17 protein-coding genes are annotated in these 19499 nt (G+C 72.1%); 15 read left to right on the top strand and 2 right to left on the bottom strand.

The window, feature by feature from the left end; genetic code table 11:
- From AC07DS_RS32630 to AC07DS_RS32620, 3 genes are all read left to right on the top strand, one after another.
- Nucleotides 1-1008: a methionine synthase gene (locus tag AC07DS_RS32630; RefSeq protein ID WP_479151158.1), complete on the top strand. Its 1008-nt coding sequence runs from the start codon at nt 1-3 to the stop codon at nt 1006-1008.
- Nucleotides 1009-1023: 15 nt separating this feature from the next.
- A complete protein-coding gene (gene ligA, locus AC07DS_RS32625; protein ID WP_479151156.1) occupies nt 1024-3222 on the top strand; it encodes an NAD-dependent DNA ligase LigA in 2199 nt (732 codons plus the stop codon).
- A gap of 259 nt (nt 3223-3481) precedes the next feature.
- Entirely contained in the window at nt 3482-5722 is a 2241-nt protein-coding gene (locus AC07DS_RS32620; RefSeq protein WP_479151153.1) for a putative bifunctional diguanylate cyclase/phosphodiesterase, read from the top strand.
- 21 nt (nt 5723-5743) lie between these two features.
- Here the strand turns inward: AC07DS_RS32620 and AC07DS_RS32615 are convergent, their stop codons facing one another.
- Nucleotides 5744-6385: a TetR/AcrR family transcriptional regulator gene (locus AC07DS_RS32615; RefSeq protein WP_479151151.1), complete on the bottom strand. Its 642-nt coding sequence runs from the start codon at nt 6383-6385 to the stop codon at nt 5744-5746.
- 87 nt (nt 6386-6472) lie between these two features.
- Between AC07DS_RS32615 and AC07DS_RS32610 the strand changes: the two genes are divergently transcribed.
- From AC07DS_RS32610 to gatB, 6 genes are all read left to right on the top strand, one after another.
- Nucleotides 6473-6844, top strand: a complete 372-nt coding sequence (locus AC07DS_RS32610) for a DUF4267 domain-containing protein (protein ID WP_479151149.1) — start codon at nt 6473-6475, stop codon at nt 6842-6844.
- Nucleotides 6845-6876: 32 nt separating this feature from the next.
- A complete protein-coding gene (locus AC07DS_RS32605; RefSeq protein WP_479151147.1) occupies nt 6877-7371 on the top strand; it encodes a cupin domain-containing protein in 495 nt (164 codons plus the stop codon).
- 104 nt (nt 7372-7475) lie between these two features.
- Complete coding sequence (gatC, locus tag AC07DS_RS32600) at nt 7476-7772, top strand: Asp-tRNA(Asn)/Glu-tRNA(Gln) amidotransferase subunit GatC (protein WP_351335407.1); 297 nt, start codon at nt 7476-7478, stop codon at nt 7770-7772.
- A gap of 2 nt (nt 7773-7774) precedes the next feature.
- A complete protein-coding gene (gatA, locus tag AC07DS_RS32595) occupies nt 7775-9271 on the top strand; it encodes an Asp-tRNA(Asn)/Glu-tRNA(Gln) amidotransferase subunit GatA (protein ID WP_479151145.1) in 1497 nt (498 codons plus the stop codon).
- Complete coding sequence (locus AC07DS_RS32590) at nt 9268-9507, top strand: hypothetical protein (protein WP_020942391.1); 240 nt, start codon at nt 9268-9270, stop codon at nt 9505-9507. Before gatA ends, AC07DS_RS32590 begins: the two co-directional genes overlap by 4 nt.
- 16 nt (nt 9508-9523) lie before the next feature.
- On the top strand, nt 9524-11038 hold the full coding sequence (gene gatB / locus AC07DS_RS32585) for an Asp-tRNA(Asn)/Glu-tRNA(Gln) amidotransferase subunit GatB (RefSeq protein ID WP_479151143.1): 1515 nt from the start codon (nt 9524-9526) through the stop codon (nt 11036-11038).
- A gap of 58 nt (nt 11039-11096) precedes the next feature.
- Here gatB and AC07DS_RS32580 read toward each other — a convergent pair whose 3' ends face one another.
- On the bottom strand, nt 11097-11894 hold the full coding sequence (locus AC07DS_RS32580) for an SAM-dependent methyltransferase (RefSeq protein WP_479151141.1): 798 nt from the start codon (nt 11892-11894) through the stop codon (nt 11097-11099).
- 76 nt (nt 11895-11970) lie between these two features.
- Between AC07DS_RS32580 and AC07DS_RS32575 the strand changes: the two genes are divergently transcribed.
- The 6 genes from AC07DS_RS32575 (at nt 11971) to AC07DS_RS32550 (ending at nt 19489) form a co-directional block, all read left to right on the top strand.
- Nucleotides 11971-12297 carry a hypothetical protein gene (locus AC07DS_RS32575; RefSeq protein ID WP_479151140.1) on the top strand — a complete coding sequence of 109 codons (327 nt, stop codon included), beginning with the start codon at nt 11971-11973 and terminating at the stop codon, nt 12295-12297.
- A gap of 236 nt (nt 12298-12533) precedes the next feature.
- Nucleotides 12534-14765, top strand: coding sequence for an MMPL family transporter (locus tag AC07DS_RS32570; RefSeq protein WP_479151138.1), 2232 nt, complete (start codon nt 12534-12536; stop codon nt 14763-14765).
- Nucleotides 14743-15318 (top strand): GNAT family N-acetyltransferase, encoded by a 576-nt coding sequence (locus AC07DS_RS32565; RefSeq protein WP_479151136.1) that lies wholly within the window; start codon nt 14743-14745, stop codon nt 15316-15318. The genes AC07DS_RS32570 and AC07DS_RS32565 overlap by 23 nt, the downstream gene beginning before the upstream one ends.
- 35 nt (nt 15319-15353) lie before the next feature.
- Nucleotides 15354-15947 (top strand): hypothetical protein, encoded by a 594-nt coding sequence (locus AC07DS_RS32560; protein WP_479151133.1) that lies wholly within the window; start codon nt 15354-15356, stop codon nt 15945-15947.
- 195 nt (nt 15948-16142) lie between these two features.
- Nucleotides 16143-16334, top strand: coding sequence for a hypothetical protein (locus AC07DS_RS32555; RefSeq protein WP_479151130.1), 192 nt, complete (start codon nt 16143-16145; stop codon nt 16332-16334).
- A 116-nt stretch (nt 16335-16450) separates the two neighbouring features.
- Nucleotides 16451-19489 (top strand): helix-turn-helix transcriptional regulator, encoded by a 3039-nt coding sequence (locus AC07DS_RS32550; protein ID WP_479151128.1) that lies wholly within the window; start codon nt 16451-16453, stop codon nt 19487-19489.
- Nucleotides 19490-19499: the final 10 nt, after the last annotated feature.

The raw sequence follows: 19499 nt of genomic DNA, 5'->3' as shown, positions 1-19499 counted from the left end.
GTGAGCGAAAACAGGGAGTTCAGGTTCGCCGGAGCCACCGGCATCGGGTCCATGCCCGGAGGGGACGCGCGGGAGGCCGCCAAGACCGTCACCGGCAGCTTCGAGGACTTTCCGTTCCTGGCCGAGCTGCCCGCCCGAGGCCCCGGCGCCGACATGATCGGACGGACCGCGGGCATGCTGGTCGAGCTGTACGCGCGCGTGGAGCCCAGCGGCTGGCGGATCGGCGACCGGCCGGGCCGCGACACCAAGCGGGCCCGGTCCTGGCTGGGGGAGGACCTCGACGCCCTGGAGGAGTTCACCCAGGGCTACGAGGGCGACCTCAAGGTCCAGGCGGTCGGACCGTGGACGCTGGCCGCCGCCCTGGAGCTGAGGAACGGCGAGTCCGCCCTGTCCGACCCCGGCGCCTGCCGCGACCTCGCCGGCTCGCTGGCGGAGGGCCTGCGGCTGCACCTCGGCGAGATGCGGCGCCGTGTCCCCGGTGCCCGGCTGGTCCTCCAGCTCGACGAGCCGTCCCTCACCGCAGTGCTGCGCGGACAGGTCCGCACCGCCAGCGGCTACCGCACGCACCGGGCCGTGGACCGGCAGGTCGTGGAGGCCACCCTGCGGGACGTCATCGGGGTGCACGAGGGCGGACCCGTCGTCGTCCACTCCTGCGCGCCCGACGTCCCGTTCGCCCTGCTGCGCCGGGCCGGAGCCGACGCGCTCTCCTTCGACTTCTCGCTCCTCACCGAACGTGACGACGACGCCATCGGCGAGGCCGTGGAAGGCGGTACGCGATTGTTCGCCGGTGTCGTCCCGGGCACGGACGGCCCATTGTCAGACCCTGCCGGTAGCGTCATGGGTGTCAGGACGTTGTGGCGCAGGCTGGGGCTGCATCCGGGGTTGCTCGCGGAGGCGGTCACGGTCACCCCGGCGTGCGGTCTCGCGGGCGCTTCCCCCGCCTGGGCGCGCCAGGTGCTCGCCCACTGCGTTCGGGCGGCGAGATCACTCGCGGACAACCCAGAGTAACGGGAGGACCACACGGTGGCCGGCGACAAGCAAGCGGAGACGACGACGGTGCCCGCAGACGCCCGCGAGAAGCACGCCCTGCTCGCGGAGCAGGTCGAGGAGCACCGCTTCCGGTACTACGTGAAGGACGCTCCCGTCGTCAGCGACGCGGAATTCGACCAGCTCCTCAAGACGCTCGAGGCGCTGGAGGAGCAGTACCCGGAGCTGCGCACGCCGGACTCGCCGACCCAGAAGGTCGCGGGGTCGTACGAGACGGAGTTCACGGCGGTCGAGCACCGCCAGCGGATGCTCTCCCTGGACAACACCTTCAACGACGAGGAACTGGCCGCCTGGGCCGACCGCATCGCCAGGGAGCTGGGCGACCAGGAGTACCACTTCCTGTGCGAGCTGAAGGTGGACGGCCTCGCCGTCAACCTCACCTACGAGCGCGGCCGTCTCACGCGCGCCGCCACCCGCGGCGACGGCCGCACCGGCGAGGACATCACCCCCAACGTCCGCACGATCGCGGAGATCCCGGACCGCCTCCGGGGCGACGACGTCCCCGACCTCGTGGAGATCCGCGGCGAGGTCTACTTCCCGATGGAGAAGTTCGAGGAGCTGAACGCCAGGCTGGTCGCCGCCGGCGACAAGCCGTTCGCCAATCCCCGCAACGCCGCCGCCGGTTCGCTGCGCCAGAAGGACCCGCGGGTCACCGCCACCCGCCCGCTGCACATGGTCGTCCACGGCATCGGCGCCCTGGAGGGCTTCACGGGCATGACCCGTCTCTCCCAGGCCTACGACCTGCTCAAGACCTGGGGCCTGCCCACCTCCACGCACAACCGGGTGGTCGACGACCTGGACGGCGTACGGGAGTTCATCGCCCACTACGACGGCGAGAACCGCCACTCCGTGGAGCACGAGATCGACGGCGCGGTCATCAAGCTGGACGAGATCCGGCTCCAGGGCCGCCTCGGCTCCACCGCCCGGGCCCCGCGCTGGGCGATCGCCTACAAGTACGCGCCGGAAGAGGTCAACACCAAGCTCATCGACATCAAGGTGGGCGTCGGCCGCACCGGCCGCGTCACGCCGTACGCCCAGGTCGAGCCGGTCACGGTCGCGGGCAGCGAGGTCGAGTTCGCCACCCTGCACAACCAGGAGGTCGTCAAGGCCAAGGGTGTGCTCATCGGCGACACCGTGGTGATCCGCAAGGCCGGAGACGTCATCCCGGAGATCCTCGGCCCGGTGGTCGACCTGCGGGACGGCGCCGAGCGGGAGTTCGTGATGCCGAGCGAGTGCCCCGAGTGCGGGACTCCGCTGCGGCCCATGAAGGAGGGCGACATCGACCTCCGCTGCCCCAACGCGCGTACGTGCCCGGCCCAGTTGCGCGAGCGCGTCTCCTACCTCGCGGGCCGTGAGTGCCTGGACATCGAGAACTTCGGCGCGGTGGCCGCCGCCGCGCTGACCCGCCCGCTGGAGCCGGCCGACCCGCCGCTGGTGGACGAGGGCGACCTGTTCGACCTGACGGTGGAGAAGCTGCTGCCCATCAAGGCCTACGTCCTCGATCCGGACAGCGGCCTGCCCAAGCGTGACCCCAAGACGGGCGAGGAGAAGGTCGTCACGGTCTTCGCCAACCAGAAGGGCGAGCCGAAGAAGAACACCCTCGCGCTGCTGGAGAACATCGAGGCGGCCAAGGCCCGCCCGCTCGCCCGCTTCCTGAACGGCCTGTCCATCCGGCACGTCGGTCCGGTGGCGGCGCAGGCCCTCGCGCGCGAGTTCCGTTCCGTCGACCGCATCGAACAGGCCACCGAGGAGGAGCTGGCCGCCACCGACGGCGTCGGTCCGATCATCGCCGCCGCCCTCAAGGAGTGGTTCGCCGAGGACTGGCACCGCGAGATCGTCCGCAAGTGGAAGGCGGCCGGAGTCCCGCTCGAGGACGAAACGTCCGGCGAGGACGAGGGGCCGCGCCCGCTGGAGGGTCTCACCGTCGTCGTGACCGGCACGCTGGAGAACTTCACCCGGGACGGCGCCAAGGAGGCGCTGCAGAGCCGTGGTGCGAAGGTGACCGGTTCGGTTTCGAAGAAGACCTCGTTCGTCGTGGTGGGCGACAACCCGGGATCGAAGTACGACAAGGCCATGCAGCTCAAGGTTCCGGTTCTGAACGAGGACGGTTTCGGCGTCCTGTTGGAGCAGGGCCCCGAGGCGGCGACGGAAGTCGCGCTTCCGACCGGAGAGTAGCGGTTGAAGGCCACCCGTTCGGCGCATATCAGTTGCATACGGGTGGCCCGGGCGCATTCGGGCAACCGTCGACGACCGCTGCCCGAGGAAGCCTTCCGCGGCCTACTGTTGAGGTGTGCACCTGCCGTGCCCAGCTGCGGCTGGGGCATCCCCCTGCCCGTGAAGGGCACGAGGAAGGTTTCTTCGACGCGGAGCCGCTGACGGTTGTCGGGCATCGGGCCGCGTGGCGTGGGCACCGCCGGCTGTGAGAGGGACGGGAATGGAACCGACCGAGAGCGCCGCCCCGGACTCACGGCTGCGCCTGCGCCGCCGTGCGGTCGCCTGGCGGGGGATCCGGTGGACCGGGTGGGGCGCCGAGCGCACGGGCACCCGGGCGCGTCCGGCCGGACCGGGCACCGCGTCCGAGGCACACACACCGGTCCCGCTCGCCATCGAGGCCGCCCCCGTGCTGCCCGGCACCGACCCCGAACGGCATCTGTCCTGGCCCGCGTTGCCCGCGGGCCTCGTGGCGGCCGCCGGATTCGCCCTGGGCGCGGGCTTCTACCATGCCTTCAGCGGCAACCACGCCCTCTTCCCGGGCGGCACGCTCGGCTGGTCGCTGGCCGTGCTCACCGGCACCATCGTCGGCCACCTCGTGATGCTCGGCCGCGCCCGCTGGTGGGGCGGCACGGGCTCCGGCGCGGCCCTCACCCTCGCCGTCCTGCTGCTGTACGGCTGGGTGCCCGCCGGGATGGTCAGCCTCACCGTCGTCGTCCTGGTCGGCATAGCCAGGCGGAACCGCTGGCGGCAGGGCGTGCTGCACGGCGCCGTGGACATCCTCGGGATCAGCGCCGGCGCCCTGGTGCTCGGCTCGTTCGGGCGCGTACCGACGGTCGAGGATCCCTGGAGCCCGGACAGCTGGAGCATCACCACCGTGCCCGAGGTGGTGCTCGTCGCCGCCGCCTATCTCCTGGTCAGCCGTGGCCTGCTGTGGTACCTGCACGCACCGCGCGGCGGCGGACTGCCCACCGTCGCGCGTACCGCCCTGGTCAGGCAGGGCCTGGTCGCCGTCGCGCTGCTCGGCATCGCCCCGCTGGTGTGCGTGGTCGCCGACGCCCAGCCGATCCTGCTGCCGCTGTTCGCCATCCCGCTGATAGCCCTCGACTCCACGCTGTGGATGGCCCGGGCCCGGGCCGAGGAGCAGCTCCGCGACCCGCTGACCGGACTGCCCAACCGGCAGTGGCTGCTGGAGCGGATCTGGACCGCCCTCGACGACGCCGAGCGCATCGGCGCCCGCACTGCCCTCATGCTGATCGACCTCGATCGTTTCCGGTCGGTGAACGACACCCTGGGTCATCTCGCCGGTGACCGGCTGCTGCTGCAGATAGCCGACCGGCTACGGATCGCCCTCCCGCGCGGCGCGGAGGCGGCCCGGCTCGGCGGTGACGAGTTCGCCGTCTTACTGCCCGTCGCCGACTCCACCACGTCGGCCACGCGGGTCGCCCGCGGCCTCGTCGCCGCCCTCAGCTCCCCGCTCGACCTCGACGGGCTCACCCTCGTCCTGGAGGCCAGCGCGGGCGTAGCCGTATTCCCGGACCACGCGCTGGACGCCGAGGGGCTGCTGCGGCGGGCGGACGTGGCAATGTACCAGGCGAAGCGGGACCGTACGGGCGTCGAGGTCTACGAGTCCAAGCGCGACTCCAACACCCCGGACCGGCTGGGCCTGCTGGGCGATCTGCGCCGGGCGCTGGACGCGCAGGAGGTGCAGCTGCACTACCAGCCGAAGGTCCGCTTCGACGGACAGGTCGCCGGCCTCGAGGCCCTGGTGCGGTGGGTGCATCCCGAACGCGGGAAGGTGCCGCCGGACGAGTTCATAGCGATAGCGGAGTCCTCGGGGCTGATGCCCCATCTGACGGAGTACGTGCTGGAGACCGCGCTCGCGCAGGTCGCCCGCTGGCGGGCCCAGGGGCTGCGGGTGCCGGTGGCGGTGAACGTCTCCCCGCGCGACGTCCACACGCCCGGCTTCGCGGGCTCCGTCGCCGCCCGGCTGGCCCGGCACGGAGTGCCCGCGGGAGCTCTCCAGCTGGAGATAACCGAGCACGTGCTGCTGGAGGACCCGCAGCGGGCCGCCGACACTCTGGCCGGGCTCACGGGGCACGGCGTGAAGATGTCCCTGGACGACTTCGGCACCGGGTACTCCTCGCTGGTGCATCTGCGGCGGCTGCCGGTGAGCGAGCTGAAGATCGACCGGTCCTTCGTGGCCCGGCTGGCCGTGGACACGGAGGACGCGGAGATCGTGCGCTGCACGGTCGACCTGGCGCACTCGCTGGGGCTGCTGGTCGTCGCCGAGGGGGTGGAGGACGACGAGACCTGGGAGCGGCTGCGGGATCTCGGGTGTGACGCGGTGCAGGGGTGGCTGGTCGCCGCGGCGATGCCTCCGGACGAGACGACGGCCTGGCTGCGGGCGCGTGGGTCCCGCGGGTGGCAGCGGCCGCGTGCCGCGCTTCCGGCCGCCGAATAACCTCTCCCACCGGTCTGTCCGTCACAGCCCGGTCGCGCGGTGCCGCTTCCCGCGGCGCCGACCGCCGTCGGCGGCCGCCGGTGCTCGGCCGCCCGCGAAGTGGCCGATCAGCAACGCCAACCGCCTTTCGTGCGCGTGCTCAGGCAGCCGGCCACTGCGCATCAGCGTCGCCAGCCCGTGCAGCCCCGCCCAGAACGTCTCCGTCAGCAGGCCGGGGTCGTCGCCCTCGGCCGCGATCGGCTGCACGGCGGCGAACAGCTCGCCGAACGCCGCCCGCAGCGGCTCCGGTGCCTCCTCCGTGGCGAACGGCAGCTCCACGAGGTGGGTGAACATCGCGTCGTAGAGGGCCGGCCGGCGCCGCGCGAAGGACATGTAAGTCTCCGCCACCGCCGCCAGTGACTCCCGCACGCCCTGTGCCTCGGCGCGCGCCGAGGTCAGCTCGGCCGCCAGGTCCGCGCAGCCCTGCACCACGACCGCCGCCGTGATCGCGCTCTTGCCCTTGAAGTGGCTGTAGAGGACCGGCTGGCTGTACTCGATCTCGGCGGCCAGCCGGCGCGTGGTCACCGCGTCCCAGCCCTCCGCCTCCGCCAGTTCCCGTGCGGCCGTCACGATCAGCCGCTCGCGTTCCGCTCGTTCGCGCTCCCGGCGCGTCTGGATCGTCATGACCGTGATTCTAGCGCCGCTAGCGCTTCTGTCGACGCTCTGGTAGCTTCGCTCTTGTCCCTAGCGCTGCTAGCAAGGAGAAGACACGTGACCGTCACCGCATACACCCTGGCCGTCGTGCTCGACCTGTTCTGCGTGTTCCTCGGATACCGATTCCTGTTCCAGCCCGCCTCCGCCGCGGCCGGCTACGGCGCCCCCGCCCGGCCGGACGGCGACGCCGGCCCCTACCTCACGGTCAAGGGCATGCGGGACGGCACCTTCGGGCTCGTCGGTCTGGCGCTGCTGGCCTTCGCCGGGGCGCAGGCCGAGGCCTGGTTCATGGTCTGCGTGGCCCTTGTCCCGCTCAGTGACACGCTGATAGTCCTGCGCAGCGGCGGTACGAAGGCCATCGCCTTCGGGATCCACTTCGCCACCGCGGTCGTTGTACTGATCAGCGCCGCGCTGCTCTTCCTCGTCTGACCACGGCACCACCGTCACCAGGGGGTTTCCAGATGTCGCTGTTCGTTCCGAAGTTCGACGAGTCCGTGATCGTCCGAGAGGCCGAGGCCGAGGTCGTCGGCCGAGCGCCCACCACCGTGCGCCTGCTGGCCGACAGCAGCCGGACCGGCGGCGCGCTGTCCACCCAGCGCGTCACCCTCACGGCGGGCGCCGACGGTGCCAAGCCGCACTGGCACGACAACTCCGCCGAGATGTTCTTCCTGCTGGACGGCGCCGCCGACATCCTCTCCGGCGAGGACGTCGTCACCGCCGGCCCGGGCGACCTCGTCATCGTCCCGCCCGGCAAGCCGCACGCCTTCGCCGCCGTGCCCGGCGCCGACGCCGACCTGCTCATCGTCATCACACCGGGCGTCGAGCGCTTCGAGTACTTCCGCCACCTGCAGCGCATCGGCCTCGGCGAGGTCCCCCCGGAGAGCCTCCTGGACGTGCAGGAGCTGTACGACAACCACTTCCTGAAGAGTGAGATCTGGGACGCGAGGCGGCGCTGACGGAGTGCTCTCGGAGGGGCCCCGGCAAACCGTTTCACGGGCACCGGGGCCCGCCCCATAGGATTGGGCCCTAACCACACACACTCACCCCAGAGGATCGCTGCATGCCTGGCATCACGCGCGAGGAGGTCGCCCACCTCGCCCGGCTGGCGCGTCTGGAGCTGAAGCCCGAAGAACTCGACCACTTCGCAGGCCAGCTCGACGACATCATCGGCGCGGTCGCCCGCGTCAGCGAGGTCGCCGACCAAGACGTACCGCCGACCTCGCACCCGCTCCCGCTGACGAACGTCATGCGGCAGGACGAGGTCCGTCCCTCGCTCACCCCCGAGCAGGCGCTCTCCGGCGCCCCGGCCCAGGAGCAGCAGCGTTTCAAGGTGCCGCAGATCCTGGGGGAGGACTGACCATGACGGACAGCATCATCAAGCTCACCGCGGCCCGGACCGCCGAGAAGATCGCCTCCGGCGAGCTGACGGCCGTCGAGGTCACCGAGGCCCACCTGGCCCGCATCGAGGCGGTGGACGAGAAGGTCCACGCCTTCCTGCACGTCGACCGTGAGGGCGCGCTCGCGCAGGCCCGCGCCGTCGACGAGAAGCGGGCCCGCGGCGAGAAGCTCGGCCCGCTGGCCGGCGTCCCGCTCGCACTCAAGGACATTTTCACCACCGAGGGCGTGCCGACGACCGTCGGCTCGAAGATCCTCGAGGGCTGGATCCCGCCGTACGACGCGACGCTCACCAAGCGGCTGAAGGCCGCCGACGTCGTCATCCTCGGCAAGACCAACATGGACGAGTTCGCCATGGGCTCCTCCACCGAGAACAGCGCCTACGGCCCGACCGGAAACCCCTGGGACCTCACCAAGATCCCCGGCGGCTCCGGCGGCGGCTCCAGCGCCGCTCTCGCCTCCTTCCAGGCCCCGCTGGCCATCGGCACCGACACCGGCGGCTCCATCCGCCAGCCGGCCGCCGTCACCGGCACGGTCGGCGTGAAGCCGACGTACGGCGCGGTCTCCCGCTTCGGCATGGTGGCCTTCTCGTCCTCACTGGACCAGGGCGGCCCCTGTGCCCGTACGGTCCTGGACGCGGCCCTGCTGCACGAGGTCATCGCCGGGCACGACCCGCTCGACTCCACCTCCATCGACGCCCCCGTCCCGCCGGTGGTCGAGGCCGCCCGCAACGGCAGCGTCGAGGGCATGCGGGTCGGCGTGGTCAAGCAGTTCCGCGGCGAGGGCTACCAGGCCGGCGTCATCCAGCGCTTCGACGAGTCGGTCGTGCTGCTCAAGGAACTGGGCGCCGAGATCGTCGAGCTGGACTGCCCGTCCTTCGACCTCGCGCTGTCGGCGTACTACCTGATCGCCCCGTCCGAGTGCTCCTCCAACCTCGCCCGCTTCGACGGCCTGCGCTACGGCCTGCGGACTGGCGACGACGGCAGCCACTCGGCCGAGGAGGTCACCTCCCTCACCCGTGAGGCGGGCTTCGGCCCCGAGGTCAAGCGCCGCATCATGCTCGGCACGTACGCGCTGTCGAGCGGCTACTACGACGCCTACTACGGCTCCGCGCAGAAGGTCCGCACGCTCATCACGCGCGACTTCGAGAAGGCCTTCGAGCAGGTCGACGTGATCGTCTCCCCGACGACCCCGACCACCGCCTTCGCGATCGGCGAGCGCGCCGACGACCCGATGGCGATGTACCTCGCGGACCTGTGCACCATCCCGACCAACCTGGCGGGCAACGCGGCCATGTCGCTGCCCTGCGGTCTCGCCCCGGAGGACAACCTCCCGGTCGGTCTGCAGATCATCGCCCCGGCGCTGAAGGACGACCGTCTTTACAAGGTCGGCGCCGCCGTCGAGGCCGCCTTCGTGGAAAAGTGGGGGCACCCGCTGCTCGAGGAGGCTCCGTCGCTGTGAGTGCACTGAACAAGGCCAAGGGCTTCAAGAAGTCGAAGTCCGGCACGTACCTGTCGATGGCCGGGACCGCGTTCGGCGCGTTCGGTGTGGCCAAGCAGATCAAGAAGGCGCGCGCCGAGCACGACACGCTGCGGCTGATCGACGCCACCGTGTCCGCCGTCGCGATCGTCACCGGCCTCGCCATCCTCTACCGCGAGCTGAAGCGGCTGGGCGACGACGACGTCCTGCTGGGCTGAGAGGGAAGTTTTCACCGTGACCACCACGACCGACCTGGTGTCGTACGAGGACGCGCTGGCGTCGTACGACCCCGTCATGGGCCTCGAGGTCCATGTCGAACTCGGCACCAAGACCAAGATGTTCTGCGGGTGTTCGACCGAGCTGGGCGCCGAGCCCAACTCGCAGACCTGCCCGACCTGCCTCGGCCTGCCCGGCGCGCTCCCGGTCGTCAACGCGACCGGCGTCGAGTCTGCGATCAAGATCGGTCTCGCGCTCCACTGCGAGATCGCCGAGTGGTGCCGCTTCGCCCGGAAGAACTACTTCTATCCGGACATGCCGAAGAACTTCCAGACCTCCCAGTACGACGAGCCCATCGCCTTCAACGGCTACCTCGACGTGCAGCTGGAGGACGGCGAGTCCTTCCGCGTGGAGATCGAGCGCGCCCACATGGAGGAGGACACCGGCAAGTCGACGCACGTCGGCGGTGCCACGGGCCGTATCCACGGTGCGCAGCACTCCCTCCTCGACTACAACCGCGCGGGTATCCCGCTCATCGAGATCGTCACCAAGCCGATCGTCGGTGCCGGCGACCGTGCCCCCGAGGTGGCGAAGGCGTACGTCCGTGAGCTGCGCGAGGTCATCCGTGCCCTCGGCGTCTCCGAGGCCCGCATGGAGATGGGCCAGATGCGCTGCGACGTCAACCTGTCGCTGATGCCCACGGGCAGCGAGAAGTTCGGCACGCGCTCCGAGACGAAGAACGTCAACTCGCTGCGCTCCGTGGAGCGTGCGGCCCGGTTCGAGGTCATGCGCCACGCGGCCGTGCTCTCCTCCGGCGGCACGATCGTCCAGGAGACCCGCCACTTCCACGAGGACACCGGGTCGACGACCTCGGGCCGCGTGAAGGAGGAGGCCGAGGACTACCGGTACTTCCCGGAGCCCGACCTCGTCCCGGTGGCGCCCTCGCGCGAGTGGGTCGAGGAGATCCGCGCCGCGCTGCCGGAGATGCCGCTGGCCCGCCGCACCCGCCTGCTGGCGGAGTGGGGCATCTCGGCCACCGACATGCAGGCGATCCTGAACGCCGGCGCGCTGGACCCGATCGTCGCCACGATCGACGCCGGTGCCGACGCGGCCTCCGCCCGCAAGTGGTGGATGGGCGAGCTGGCGCGCAGCGCCAACGAGTCGGGCAAGTCGCTGGACGAGCTGGCCATCACGCCGGCGCAGGTCGCCCGGGTCACCGAGCTGGTCAGCTCCGGCGACCTGAACGACAAGCTGGCCCGCCAGGTCATCGAGGGCGTCCTCGCGGGCGAGGGCACCCCGGACGAGGTCGTCGACAAGCGCGGCCTGAAGGTCGTCTCCGACGACTCGGCCCTCGGCACGGCCGTCGACGAGGCCATCGCCGGCAACCCGGGCATCGCGGACAAGATCCGCGGTGGCAAGGTGGCCGCGGCCGGCGCCCTGGTCGGCGCGGTCATGAAGGCGACCCGGGGTCAGGCCGACGCGGCCCGCGTCAAGGAACTGATCCTGGAGAGGCTGGGCGTCAGCGAGGGCTGACGTTCGTTCACTCCCTGGGGGGACACACCGGTTCCGGTGTGTCCCCCCAGGCATGTGCCTACGGGCGGCGCCCGACGACCCGTACGAATCCGAGGGCGCGCCCCTGGTCCGCGCGGAGCATCTCCGCGCACCGGCCGGCCATCCGGACGTGGAAGTCGTCCGTGCTCTCCTCGGCGACCACCTCGCACCACAGCAGCCAGTCCCGCCAGCCGTGCGGCTGCCAGTCGGCCGCCTCGACCTCGACGGCCCCGCTGCGGGTCCAGTGGCGCCGCCACCAGCCGGGGGAGTGGAAGCACCAGAAGTCGGGCTCCCACCAGGGCTTCAGGTGCTCCGGCGGCTCGGTGCCCGTCGGCTCCTCCCGAAGTGCCGGCACGACGACCCCGATCCGCCCGCCCGGCTTCAGCAGCCGGGTCAGCGTGGGCAGGTACAGATCGTCGGTGCCGAAGTACTGGTAGGCGTCGACGGACACGATCGCGTCGAAGCCGCCCTCGCCGAACGGCAGGGCGTGTGCCTCGGCGTGCACGGGCAGCACGCGGTCGGCCACGCCCGCCTCGGCGATGCGTACGGCGTTCTCGTCGGGCTTCACCCACAGGTCGGCGGCGGTGACCTGGACGCCGTACTCCCTGGCCAGGAAGACGGAGGTCATCGCGCGGCCGCAGCCGAGGTCGAGCACCCGGGCGCCGGGCCGCAGTTGGTCCAGCCCGAGCGTGGGTGCGAGCCACTCCAGCAGCCACAGCGCGTGCGGACCCATCTGGTTCTCGATGGCCCAGCGGGCGTCGTAACGGCTGCTGCGGGGACGGCGGGGATGGGTGAGGCGGCCGGTGAGTTCGTCCGGTGTGTTCGCTGTCTCGGTCACAAGCGACCATGGGTAGCAGCCGGGGGCACCGACCCGCATCAGGTTTCCCGGGCCGGACGCGCTACGCTCGCCCGCCATGAGTGGACGCACCGATTCCGACACCGCTACCGACGCCGAACCCGTCATATCCGACGTGGAGGAGCCGGCGGACGACGTCTCGGACGCCCGCCGGGCCCGCTGGATCGCCTCCGGCACCGGTGTGCTGCTGTGTCTGGCCGGGCTGGCCGCCGCGGTGTTGCGGCTCAGCGGCTCCGCCCCGGCCCTCGTACCGGCCGCGTACGCCCTCGGCGCCGCCGTCTGCGCCTTCGCCGCGGTCCTCGGTGCCAGGGGCCGCACCCGCCGGGCGCTGTGGCTGCTGATCCTGGGGACGATGGTCATGGCGCTCGGCGACCAGTTCGACTGAGACGTCGAGCGCGGCGGCGTCGCGAAGCGCACCAAAGTACCCGCAGGGACGACAGAGTTCACCTGATTGTTCTGTGACTTCCCTCCCACTCCTGCGAATAAACCCACGAACGCGGCAAACGATCACTTTCGCCTGCAAGAGTGTCCCGCGTTGCTCATTCGTTCTTTGCGGGCTGTTCAGTTTATGGACGATGGTTCCCGGCCAAAGATCCACAAATCGTCCCTGGGAGCACGTCCGTGGCAGCCCTCGCACGTTGGTGTGTCCGCCACCGCCTGATCACCGTCCTGCTGTGGCTGCTCGCCTTCGGCGGGGCCGGTGCGGCTGCCGCCGCGGCCGGTTCGGCGTACTCGAACGACTACGAGGTCCCCGGCACCGAGTCGGGACGCGCGACGCAGCTGCTCGAGGAGGGCTTCCCGGGCCTGAGCGGCGACAGCGACACCGTCGTCTGGCACACCACCGACGGCACCGTCCGCGCGCACGCCGTGCGGCGGACCATGACGCGCACCCTCGACCGGATCGCCGGCCTGCCGGGAGTGGCCTCCGTGTCCGGCCCGTACGGCCGTCAGGGGGCCCACCGGATCAGCGCCGACGGGCACACGGCCTACGCCACCGTCACCTTCGCCCAGCAGGCCGAGCACATCGGCAGGTCCGAGGCCGAGGCGGTCGTGCGCACCGCCAGGGCCGCCGAACGGGACGGGCTGCGGGTGGAGCTGGGCGGCAGCGCCATCGGGCTCACCGAGTCCGCGCGCGGGCACACGGCCGAGGTGGTCGGCGTGGCGGTCGCGGCCGTGGTGCTGTTCCTCGCCTTCGGTTCGCTCGCCGCCTCGCTGCTCCCGATCGCCACCGCGCTGGTCGGCGTCGGCACGGCGTACGCCGGCATCGGGCTGCTCGGGCACGCCATGACCGTCGCCGACTTCGCGCCCATGCTCGGCCTGCTGATCGGGCTCGGCGTCGGCATCGACTACGCGCTGTTCATCGTGACCAGGCACCGGCGCGGTCTGAAACGCGGTCTGAGCGTCACCGAGGCCGCCGCGAACGCCGTGGCCACCACCGGACGCGCGGTCGTGTTCGCGGGTGCGACCGTGTGCATCGCCCTGCTGGGCATGCTGATACTGCGCCTGGGCTTCCTCGACGGGGTGGCCGTCGCCGCGTCGTTGACGGTCGTCCTCACCGTCGCGGCCTCCGTCACGCTGCTGCCCGCCCTGCTGGCCTGCATCGGACCGTGCGCGCTCAGCCGCCGTGAGCGGCGCCGGCTGGCCCGGCGCGGGCCGCGGCCCGAGCTGCCCACCGGTCTCGCCGCCCGCTGGGCCGCGTTCGTGGAGCGCCGGCCCAAGCTGCTCGGCTCTCTCGCCGTCGCCGTCATCGCCCTGCTCGCGCTGCCCACGCTCTCCCTCCACCTCGGCACCTCCGACCAGGGCAACGACCCCCGTTCGTCCACCACACGGCAGGCCTACGACCTCCTCGCGCAGGGCTTCGGACCCGGCGTGAACGGTCCGCTGACCCTGGTGACCCGGGTGGACGGCGGCGACGACAAGCTCGTCCTGGACGGCCTCGACACCACCCTGCGCTCCACCCGGGGCGTCGCCTCTGTCACCCCGGTGACGTACGACTCCGGCGGCGGCACCGCCTACCTCACCGTGGTCCCCGGCTCCGCGCCCCAGTCGCAGCGCACCAGCGACCTCGTCGACCGGCTGCGTACCGAGGTGCTCCCGCGCGCGGAGAGGGGAACCTCGCTCGACGTGCACGTCGGCGGAGTGACGGCGAGCTACGACGACTTCGCGGATGTGATCGTGGGCAAACTGCCGCTGTTCATCGGCGTGGTGATCGGGCTCGGCTGTCTGCTGCTGCTGGTCGCCTTCCGCTCGCTCGGCATCCCGCTGAAGGCCGCCGCGATGAACATCGCCGCCGTGGCCGCCGCCTTCGGCATCGTCGTCGCCGTCTTCCAGTGGGGCTGGGGCAGCGAACCGCTCGGCCTCGGCCGGGAGGGCCCCATCGAGCCGTTCCTGCCCGTGATCATGGTCTCGGTGCTGTTCGGGCTGTCCATGGACTACCAGGTCTTCCTGGTCAGCCGGATGTACGAGGAGTGGCTGGAGACCGGTGACAACCGGCGGGCCGTGCGCGTCGGACTCGCCGAGACCAGCCGGGTGATCAACTCGGCCGCGGTCATCATGATCTCGGTCTTCCTCGCCTTCGTGCTCAGCGGGGACCGCGTGATCGCCATGTTCGGCATCGCGCTCGCCTCCGCCGTGGCCCTCGACGCCTTCGTCCTGCGCACCCTGCTCGTGCCCGCCCTGATGCACCTGCTCGGCGCCGCCAACTGGTGGCTGCCCGGCTGGCTGGAGCGCCGGCTGCCGCGTATCAGCATCGAGCCGCCCGAGTGCCGTGCCGCGCATGAGAGGCTCAGCAGGGTGTCCATGGAGGAACTGCGGGAGGAGCAGCAGCGCGATGTACGCGATATCCCTGGGTGAGGACGGCGCCGAACTGCGCCCCCTGGAGGTCTGGCACGCCGAGGAGGTCCTCGCGAACATCGACCGGGGGCGGGAGTACATCGGCCGGCACATCGGTCTGGCGGACGTGGTGTCCGACCTGGCGGGTGCCAGGTCCTGGGTGAAGTCGTACGCCGACAAGCGCGCCGCCGACGCGGGCAGCCTGCACGGGATCTGGCTGGACGGAAAGCTCGTCGGCGGCCTGCTGTTCCGCGTCTGGGACACCCCGGGCGGGGTCTGCGAGGCCGGCTGCTGGCTGGAACCGGCGGCGGCCGGGCGCGGCCTCGTCACGCGCGGTATGCGGGTGCTGCTGGACTGGGCGTTCGACGAGCGCGGCATGCACCGCGTGGAGTGGTACGCCTCCGCCGCCAACCAGGGCAGCCTCAACGTGGCCAGGCGCCTCGGCATGAGCCGCGAGGGCCTCCTGCGGGAGAACTACCCGCACCGGGGCGTGCGCGCGGACACCGAGATCTGGGCGGTGCTGGCCCCGGAGTGGCGGGCCGCACGCGCGCGTGGCGCGCACGACGATCATTAAGAGACCTCTCAGACTGCGTCCGTACGGTGCCGGGCATGGCAACGAAGACTGAGGACCCCACCAAGACCGACGACGAGCAGGCACCGCAGGAGGCGGCCGCGGCTGCCGAGGCGGTGGCCGGGACGGACACCGCGGAACCGGACGGGCAGCTGACCGGCGAGAGCACCGACGAGAGCACCGGGGACGACTCCGGGGAGGGCGGGGAGCCCGAGCCGGCGCCTCGGGCGAAGACCCCCTCCGGGGTCGGCCAGGGCGCCGGTGCCGTCGTCTCCGCCGCACTGGGCCTGGTCTCGCTCAGCGGCGGCTGGATCGGCACGGTCGCGGCCGCCCGCGAGACCCTCGTCGGCCAGCTGCAGACCTCGTCCTCGGCGAGCGTCGCCAAGCAGGTCAAGGAGGTCTACGGCGACGCCTGGCACACCACCGCCCTGTGGGCCGGCCTGTTCGCGCTGGCCGCGCTGATCACCGGCGTGGTCGTGCTCGCCCGGCCCGCGTTCGGCGTCCCCGGGCGCCCGCAGGCCGCCTGGATCAAGTCGGTCGCCTGGGCGGGTGTCTCGCTCGGCGTCATCGGCCTGCTCCTGGCCATCCTGAAGTACTCCGACGCGCTGCTCGCCCTGCCCTCGACGGGCTGAGAAACCGCAGGTCCCAGGGGCCTTAGGGAATCCGTAGGTACCTTACGGAGTCTCTGAGGCCCCTTACGCGCGTCAACGGCCGCCCGCGCGCGCGAAGATGCGGAACTCTCCCGATGTGGCGCACCCCCCTGGGAGACGAAGGTGGAGGCATCGCAGAAAGCGAAGCACGAAACCACCTCTCCCGAAGGACAGACCATGTACGAGTACGAACTCCACCGGGTGCGTTCCACCGAGCTGCTGCGGGTGGCCGCACAGGAGCGCCTCGCCCGCGAGGTCCGGCGCTCCCGTCGCATCGCCCGCCGTGAGGAGGCCGCACTGCACAGCACCGCGGGTGCCGAGACCCATACCGACCGTCCCCGCAGGCACCGGCTCCCGCGCACCGCGTGAGCGCGGGCAGGGCGGAGGGCGGCCGCACGGGGGTCGGCCGTCCTCCGCCCCAGATTCGTACGACGATCACACCGGGGCTGTGGAAAACGGGTGCATCGCCGTCCGGACCTCGTGCGATGCTCGGGCCCGTGGAGACCAGGTCCGTGAGTCCCGTGTTCGTCGGCCGCACCGACGAGTTGGACACCTTGAACGACGCGCTCGCCCGTGCCGCCGCGGGCGAGCCGCAGGCGCTGCTGCTCGGCGGGGAGGCGGGGGTCGGCAAGACCCGCCTCGTCGAGGAGTTCGCCGCGGCCGCCTGCCGCCGTGCCGCCGTCGTCGCCGTCGGCGGCTGTGTGGAGATCGGCGCCGACGGGCTGCCCTTCGCCCCCTTCTCCACCGCGCTGCGCGCCCTGCGCGATGCCCTGCCCGAGGAGTTCGCCGCCGCCGGCGCCGGACAGGAGGAGGAACTGGCCCGGCTGCTGCCCGAGCTCGGCGAGGCCACCTCCAGCCGCCACGACGAGCAGGGCATGGCCCGCCTGTTCGAACTCACCGCCCGGCTGCTGGAGCGGGTCGCCGCCGCGCACACCGTCGTGCTCGTCCTGGAGGACCTGCACTGGGCCGACGCCTCCACCCGCCACCTCCTCGCCTATCTCTTCCGCACCCTGCGCACCGGCCGCCTCCTGGTCCTCGCCACCTACCGCGCCGACGACATCCACCGCCGCCACCCGCTGCGCCCCCTGCTCGCCGAACTCGACCGGCTGCGCACCGTCCGCCGCATCGAACTCGCCCGCTTCACCCGCGAGGAGGTCGGCCGCCAGATCGCCGGCATCCGCGCCGCCGAACCCGATCCCGCCCAGGTCGACGAGATCTTCGAGCGGTCCGACGGCAACGCCTTCTTCGTCGAGGAACTCGCCGTCGCCGCCGTCGAGGGCTGCTGCACCGGGCTCACGGACTCCCTGCGCGACCTGCTCCTGGTCCGGGTCGAGGCGCTGCCCGAGAGCGCCCAAGGGGTCGCCCGGATCGTCGCCGAGGGCGGCTCCACCGTCGAGTACCGGCTGCTCGCCGCCGTGGCCCGGCTCGTCGAGGACGACCTCATCGAGGCGCTGCGAGCCGCCGTCGGCGCCAACATCCTCACCGCCACCCCCGGCGGCGACGGCTACCGCTTCCGGCACTCCCTGGTCCGCGAGGCCGTCGCCGACGACCTGCTCCCCGGCGAACGCTCCCGGCTCAACCGGCGCTACGCCGAGGCCGTCGAGACCGACCCCACGCTCGTCCCCTCCGACGCCCGCGTGATGCGCCTGGCCAGCTACTGGTACCACGCCCATGACGCCGCCCGGGCCCTGCCCGCCGTCCTAGACGCCTCCGTCGTGGCCCGCCGCCGGCACGCCTACACCGAGCAACTGCGGCTCCTGGAGCGGGCGATGGAGCTGTGGGACGCCGCACCCGAAGAGGTCCGTGCCGCCCTGCGCCCGGTGGACTACACCGACGTCTACCCGCCGTGCGGGTGCGATCCGGCCACCACCCCGCTGCGCTATCTCGACCTGATGGCCGAGGCGGCGGTCGCGGGCCGTTTCTGCGGGGAGCGCGAACGCGCCCTGAAGATCGCCAAGAAGGCCCTGCGGCTCCTCCAGGACGAGCACGACCCGCTGCGCGCGGCCTGGTTCTGGGTGCAGCGCTCCCGGCTGGTCCAGGCCCTGGCCCGGGGCGACGGCTGGCAGGAACTCGCCAACGCCCAGGACCTGGTGCGCGGCCTGCCGCCCTCGGAGGTGCACGCCGACGTGCTGGCCAACGTGGCCAGCTGGTCCATGCTCCACCAGCCCGGCTCCGAGGCCTTCGCCGCCGCCGAGCGGGCCGTGGAGTACGCGCGGATGGTGGACGCCCGTGAGATCGAGCTCAACGCGCAGCTGACCCTGGCCGCCCTCATGGTCGACTCGGGTGACGTCGAGACCGGGCTGGCGGAGATGGCCCGGGTCAAGCAGGCGGCGCTCCAGGAGGGCGTGGCCCATGTCGTGGGCCGGGCGTATGTGAACCTGCCTTCCGAGCTGGATTCGGTCGGCCGCTCCCGGGAAGCCGTGCCGATCCTGCGCGAGGGTCTCGTCTTCGCCCGCAGGTTCGGCCTGCTGGACTCCGAGGCGTGGCTCCACGGCAACCTTTCCGACTCGCTGTACGCGCTGGGCAAGTGGGACGAGGCCGCCGAAGCCGCCGCGGGCGCCCTCGGTTCCGCGGCCAGCGCCAAACCCCGGGGCGCCGGCGCCCTGCGCCTCGCCCACATCGCCCTCGCCCGGGGCGACGCCGCCGAGGCCGCCCGCCAGTTGTCCATCGCGCTCACCCACTACGGTTCCCACGATCCGATGCCCCAGGTGCTGCTGCCCGTGGGCCGCATCACCATCGGCGTCGCCGCCGAGGAGGGACGACTCCTCGACGCCCGCGTCGAGCTGGACCGCGCCCTGGCGGCAGGCTTCCCACCAGGCACCCAGCGCTACGGCTGGCCCCTGCTGCTGGCCGCCGCCACCACCGAGGCCGACTCCCGCGCCCTGCCCGTGGCGGCCGACGGCCGCGCCGCCGTTCTCGACACGCTCGCCGAAGCCGCACGGAAGCTCACCACCGGAGCACCCGTCTGGGACGCCTACGAGCGCTGGACCCGCGCCGAACTGCACCGCGCCCGTGGCACCGACACCGCCGCGGTCTGGTCGGACGTGGTCACCGACTTCGAGTGCCTGGACCGCCCCTACGACCTGGCCCGCGTCCGCCGCCGACTCGCCCAGGCCCTGCTCGAAGAGGCCGCCGGGGACGACGAGCGCCACCGCGCCACGGAACTGCTCCGTCTGGCCGGGGCCGTGGCCGACCACCTCGGCGCCCGCCCGCTCGCCGACGCCGTCGGCCGCCTCGCCCAGCGCGCCCGCCTCACTCTCGGCCACACGCCCCACAGGGCCCTCGACCCCGCCGAGAGCCTCGGCCTCACCAGCCGCGAGCGGGACGTCCTGCGCCTGGTCTCGGCCGGCCGCACCAACCGTCAGATAGCCGAGGAACTCTTCATCTCCCCGAAGACCGCGAGCGTCCACGTCTCCAACATCCTGTCCAAGCTCGGCGTCGCGGGCCGGGGCGAGGCGGCGGCGGTGGCGCACCGGCTGGGGCTGTTCCCGGCCGAAGCGCTCACCGCGGAAGCGCCGGGCTGACCGTACGCTG

It is taken from the genome of Streptomyces sp. NPDC044064 (assembly GCF_056434245.1).
Note: the sequence above shows the minus strand (reverse complement) of the source record. Positions and strands in the feature narration are given on the sequence as shown.

Excerpts from the sequence above, each read along its gene's own strand:
- AC07DS_RS32565 (WP_479151136.1), top strand. The coding sequence starts at position 14,743 with ATGTACGCGATATCCCTGGGTGAGGACGGCGCCGAACTGCGCCCCCTG.
- AC07DS_RS32560 (WP_479151133.1), top strand. The coding sequence starts at position 15,354 with ATGGCAACGAAGACTGAGGACCCCACCAAGACCGACGACGAGCAGGCA.
- gatC (WP_351335407.1), top strand. The coding sequence starts at position 7,476 with ATGCCTGGCATCACGCGCGAGGAGGTCGCCCACCTCGCCCGGCTGGCG.
- AC07DS_RS32605 (WP_479151147.1), top strand. The coding sequence starts at position 6,877 with ATGTCGCTGTTCGTTCCGAAGTTCGACGAGTCCGTGATCGTCCGAGAG.
- AC07DS_RS32575 (WP_479151140.1), top strand. The coding sequence starts at position 11,971 with ATGAGTGGACGCACCGATTCCGACACCGCTACCGACGCCGAACCCGTC.
- AC07DS_RS32550 (WP_479151128.1), top strand. The coding sequence starts at position 16,451 with ATGCTCGGGCCCGTGGAGACCAGGTCCGTGAGTCCCGTGTTCGTCGGC.
- AC07DS_RS32555 (WP_479151130.1), top strand. The coding sequence starts at position 16,143 with ATGTACGAGTACGAACTCCACCGGGTGCGTTCCACCGAGCTGCTGCGG.
- AC07DS_RS32615 (WP_479151151.1), bottom strand. The coding sequence starts at position 6,385 with ATGACGATCCAGACGCGCCGGGAGCGCGAACGAGCGGAACGCGAGCGG.
- gatA (WP_479151145.1), top strand. The coding sequence starts at position 7,775 with ATGACGGACAGCATCATCAAGCTCACCGCGGCCCGGACCGCCGAGAAG.
- AC07DS_RS32620 (WP_479151153.1), top strand. The coding sequence starts at position 3,482 with ATGGAACCGACCGAGAGCGCCGCCCCGGACTCACGGCTGCGCCTGCGC.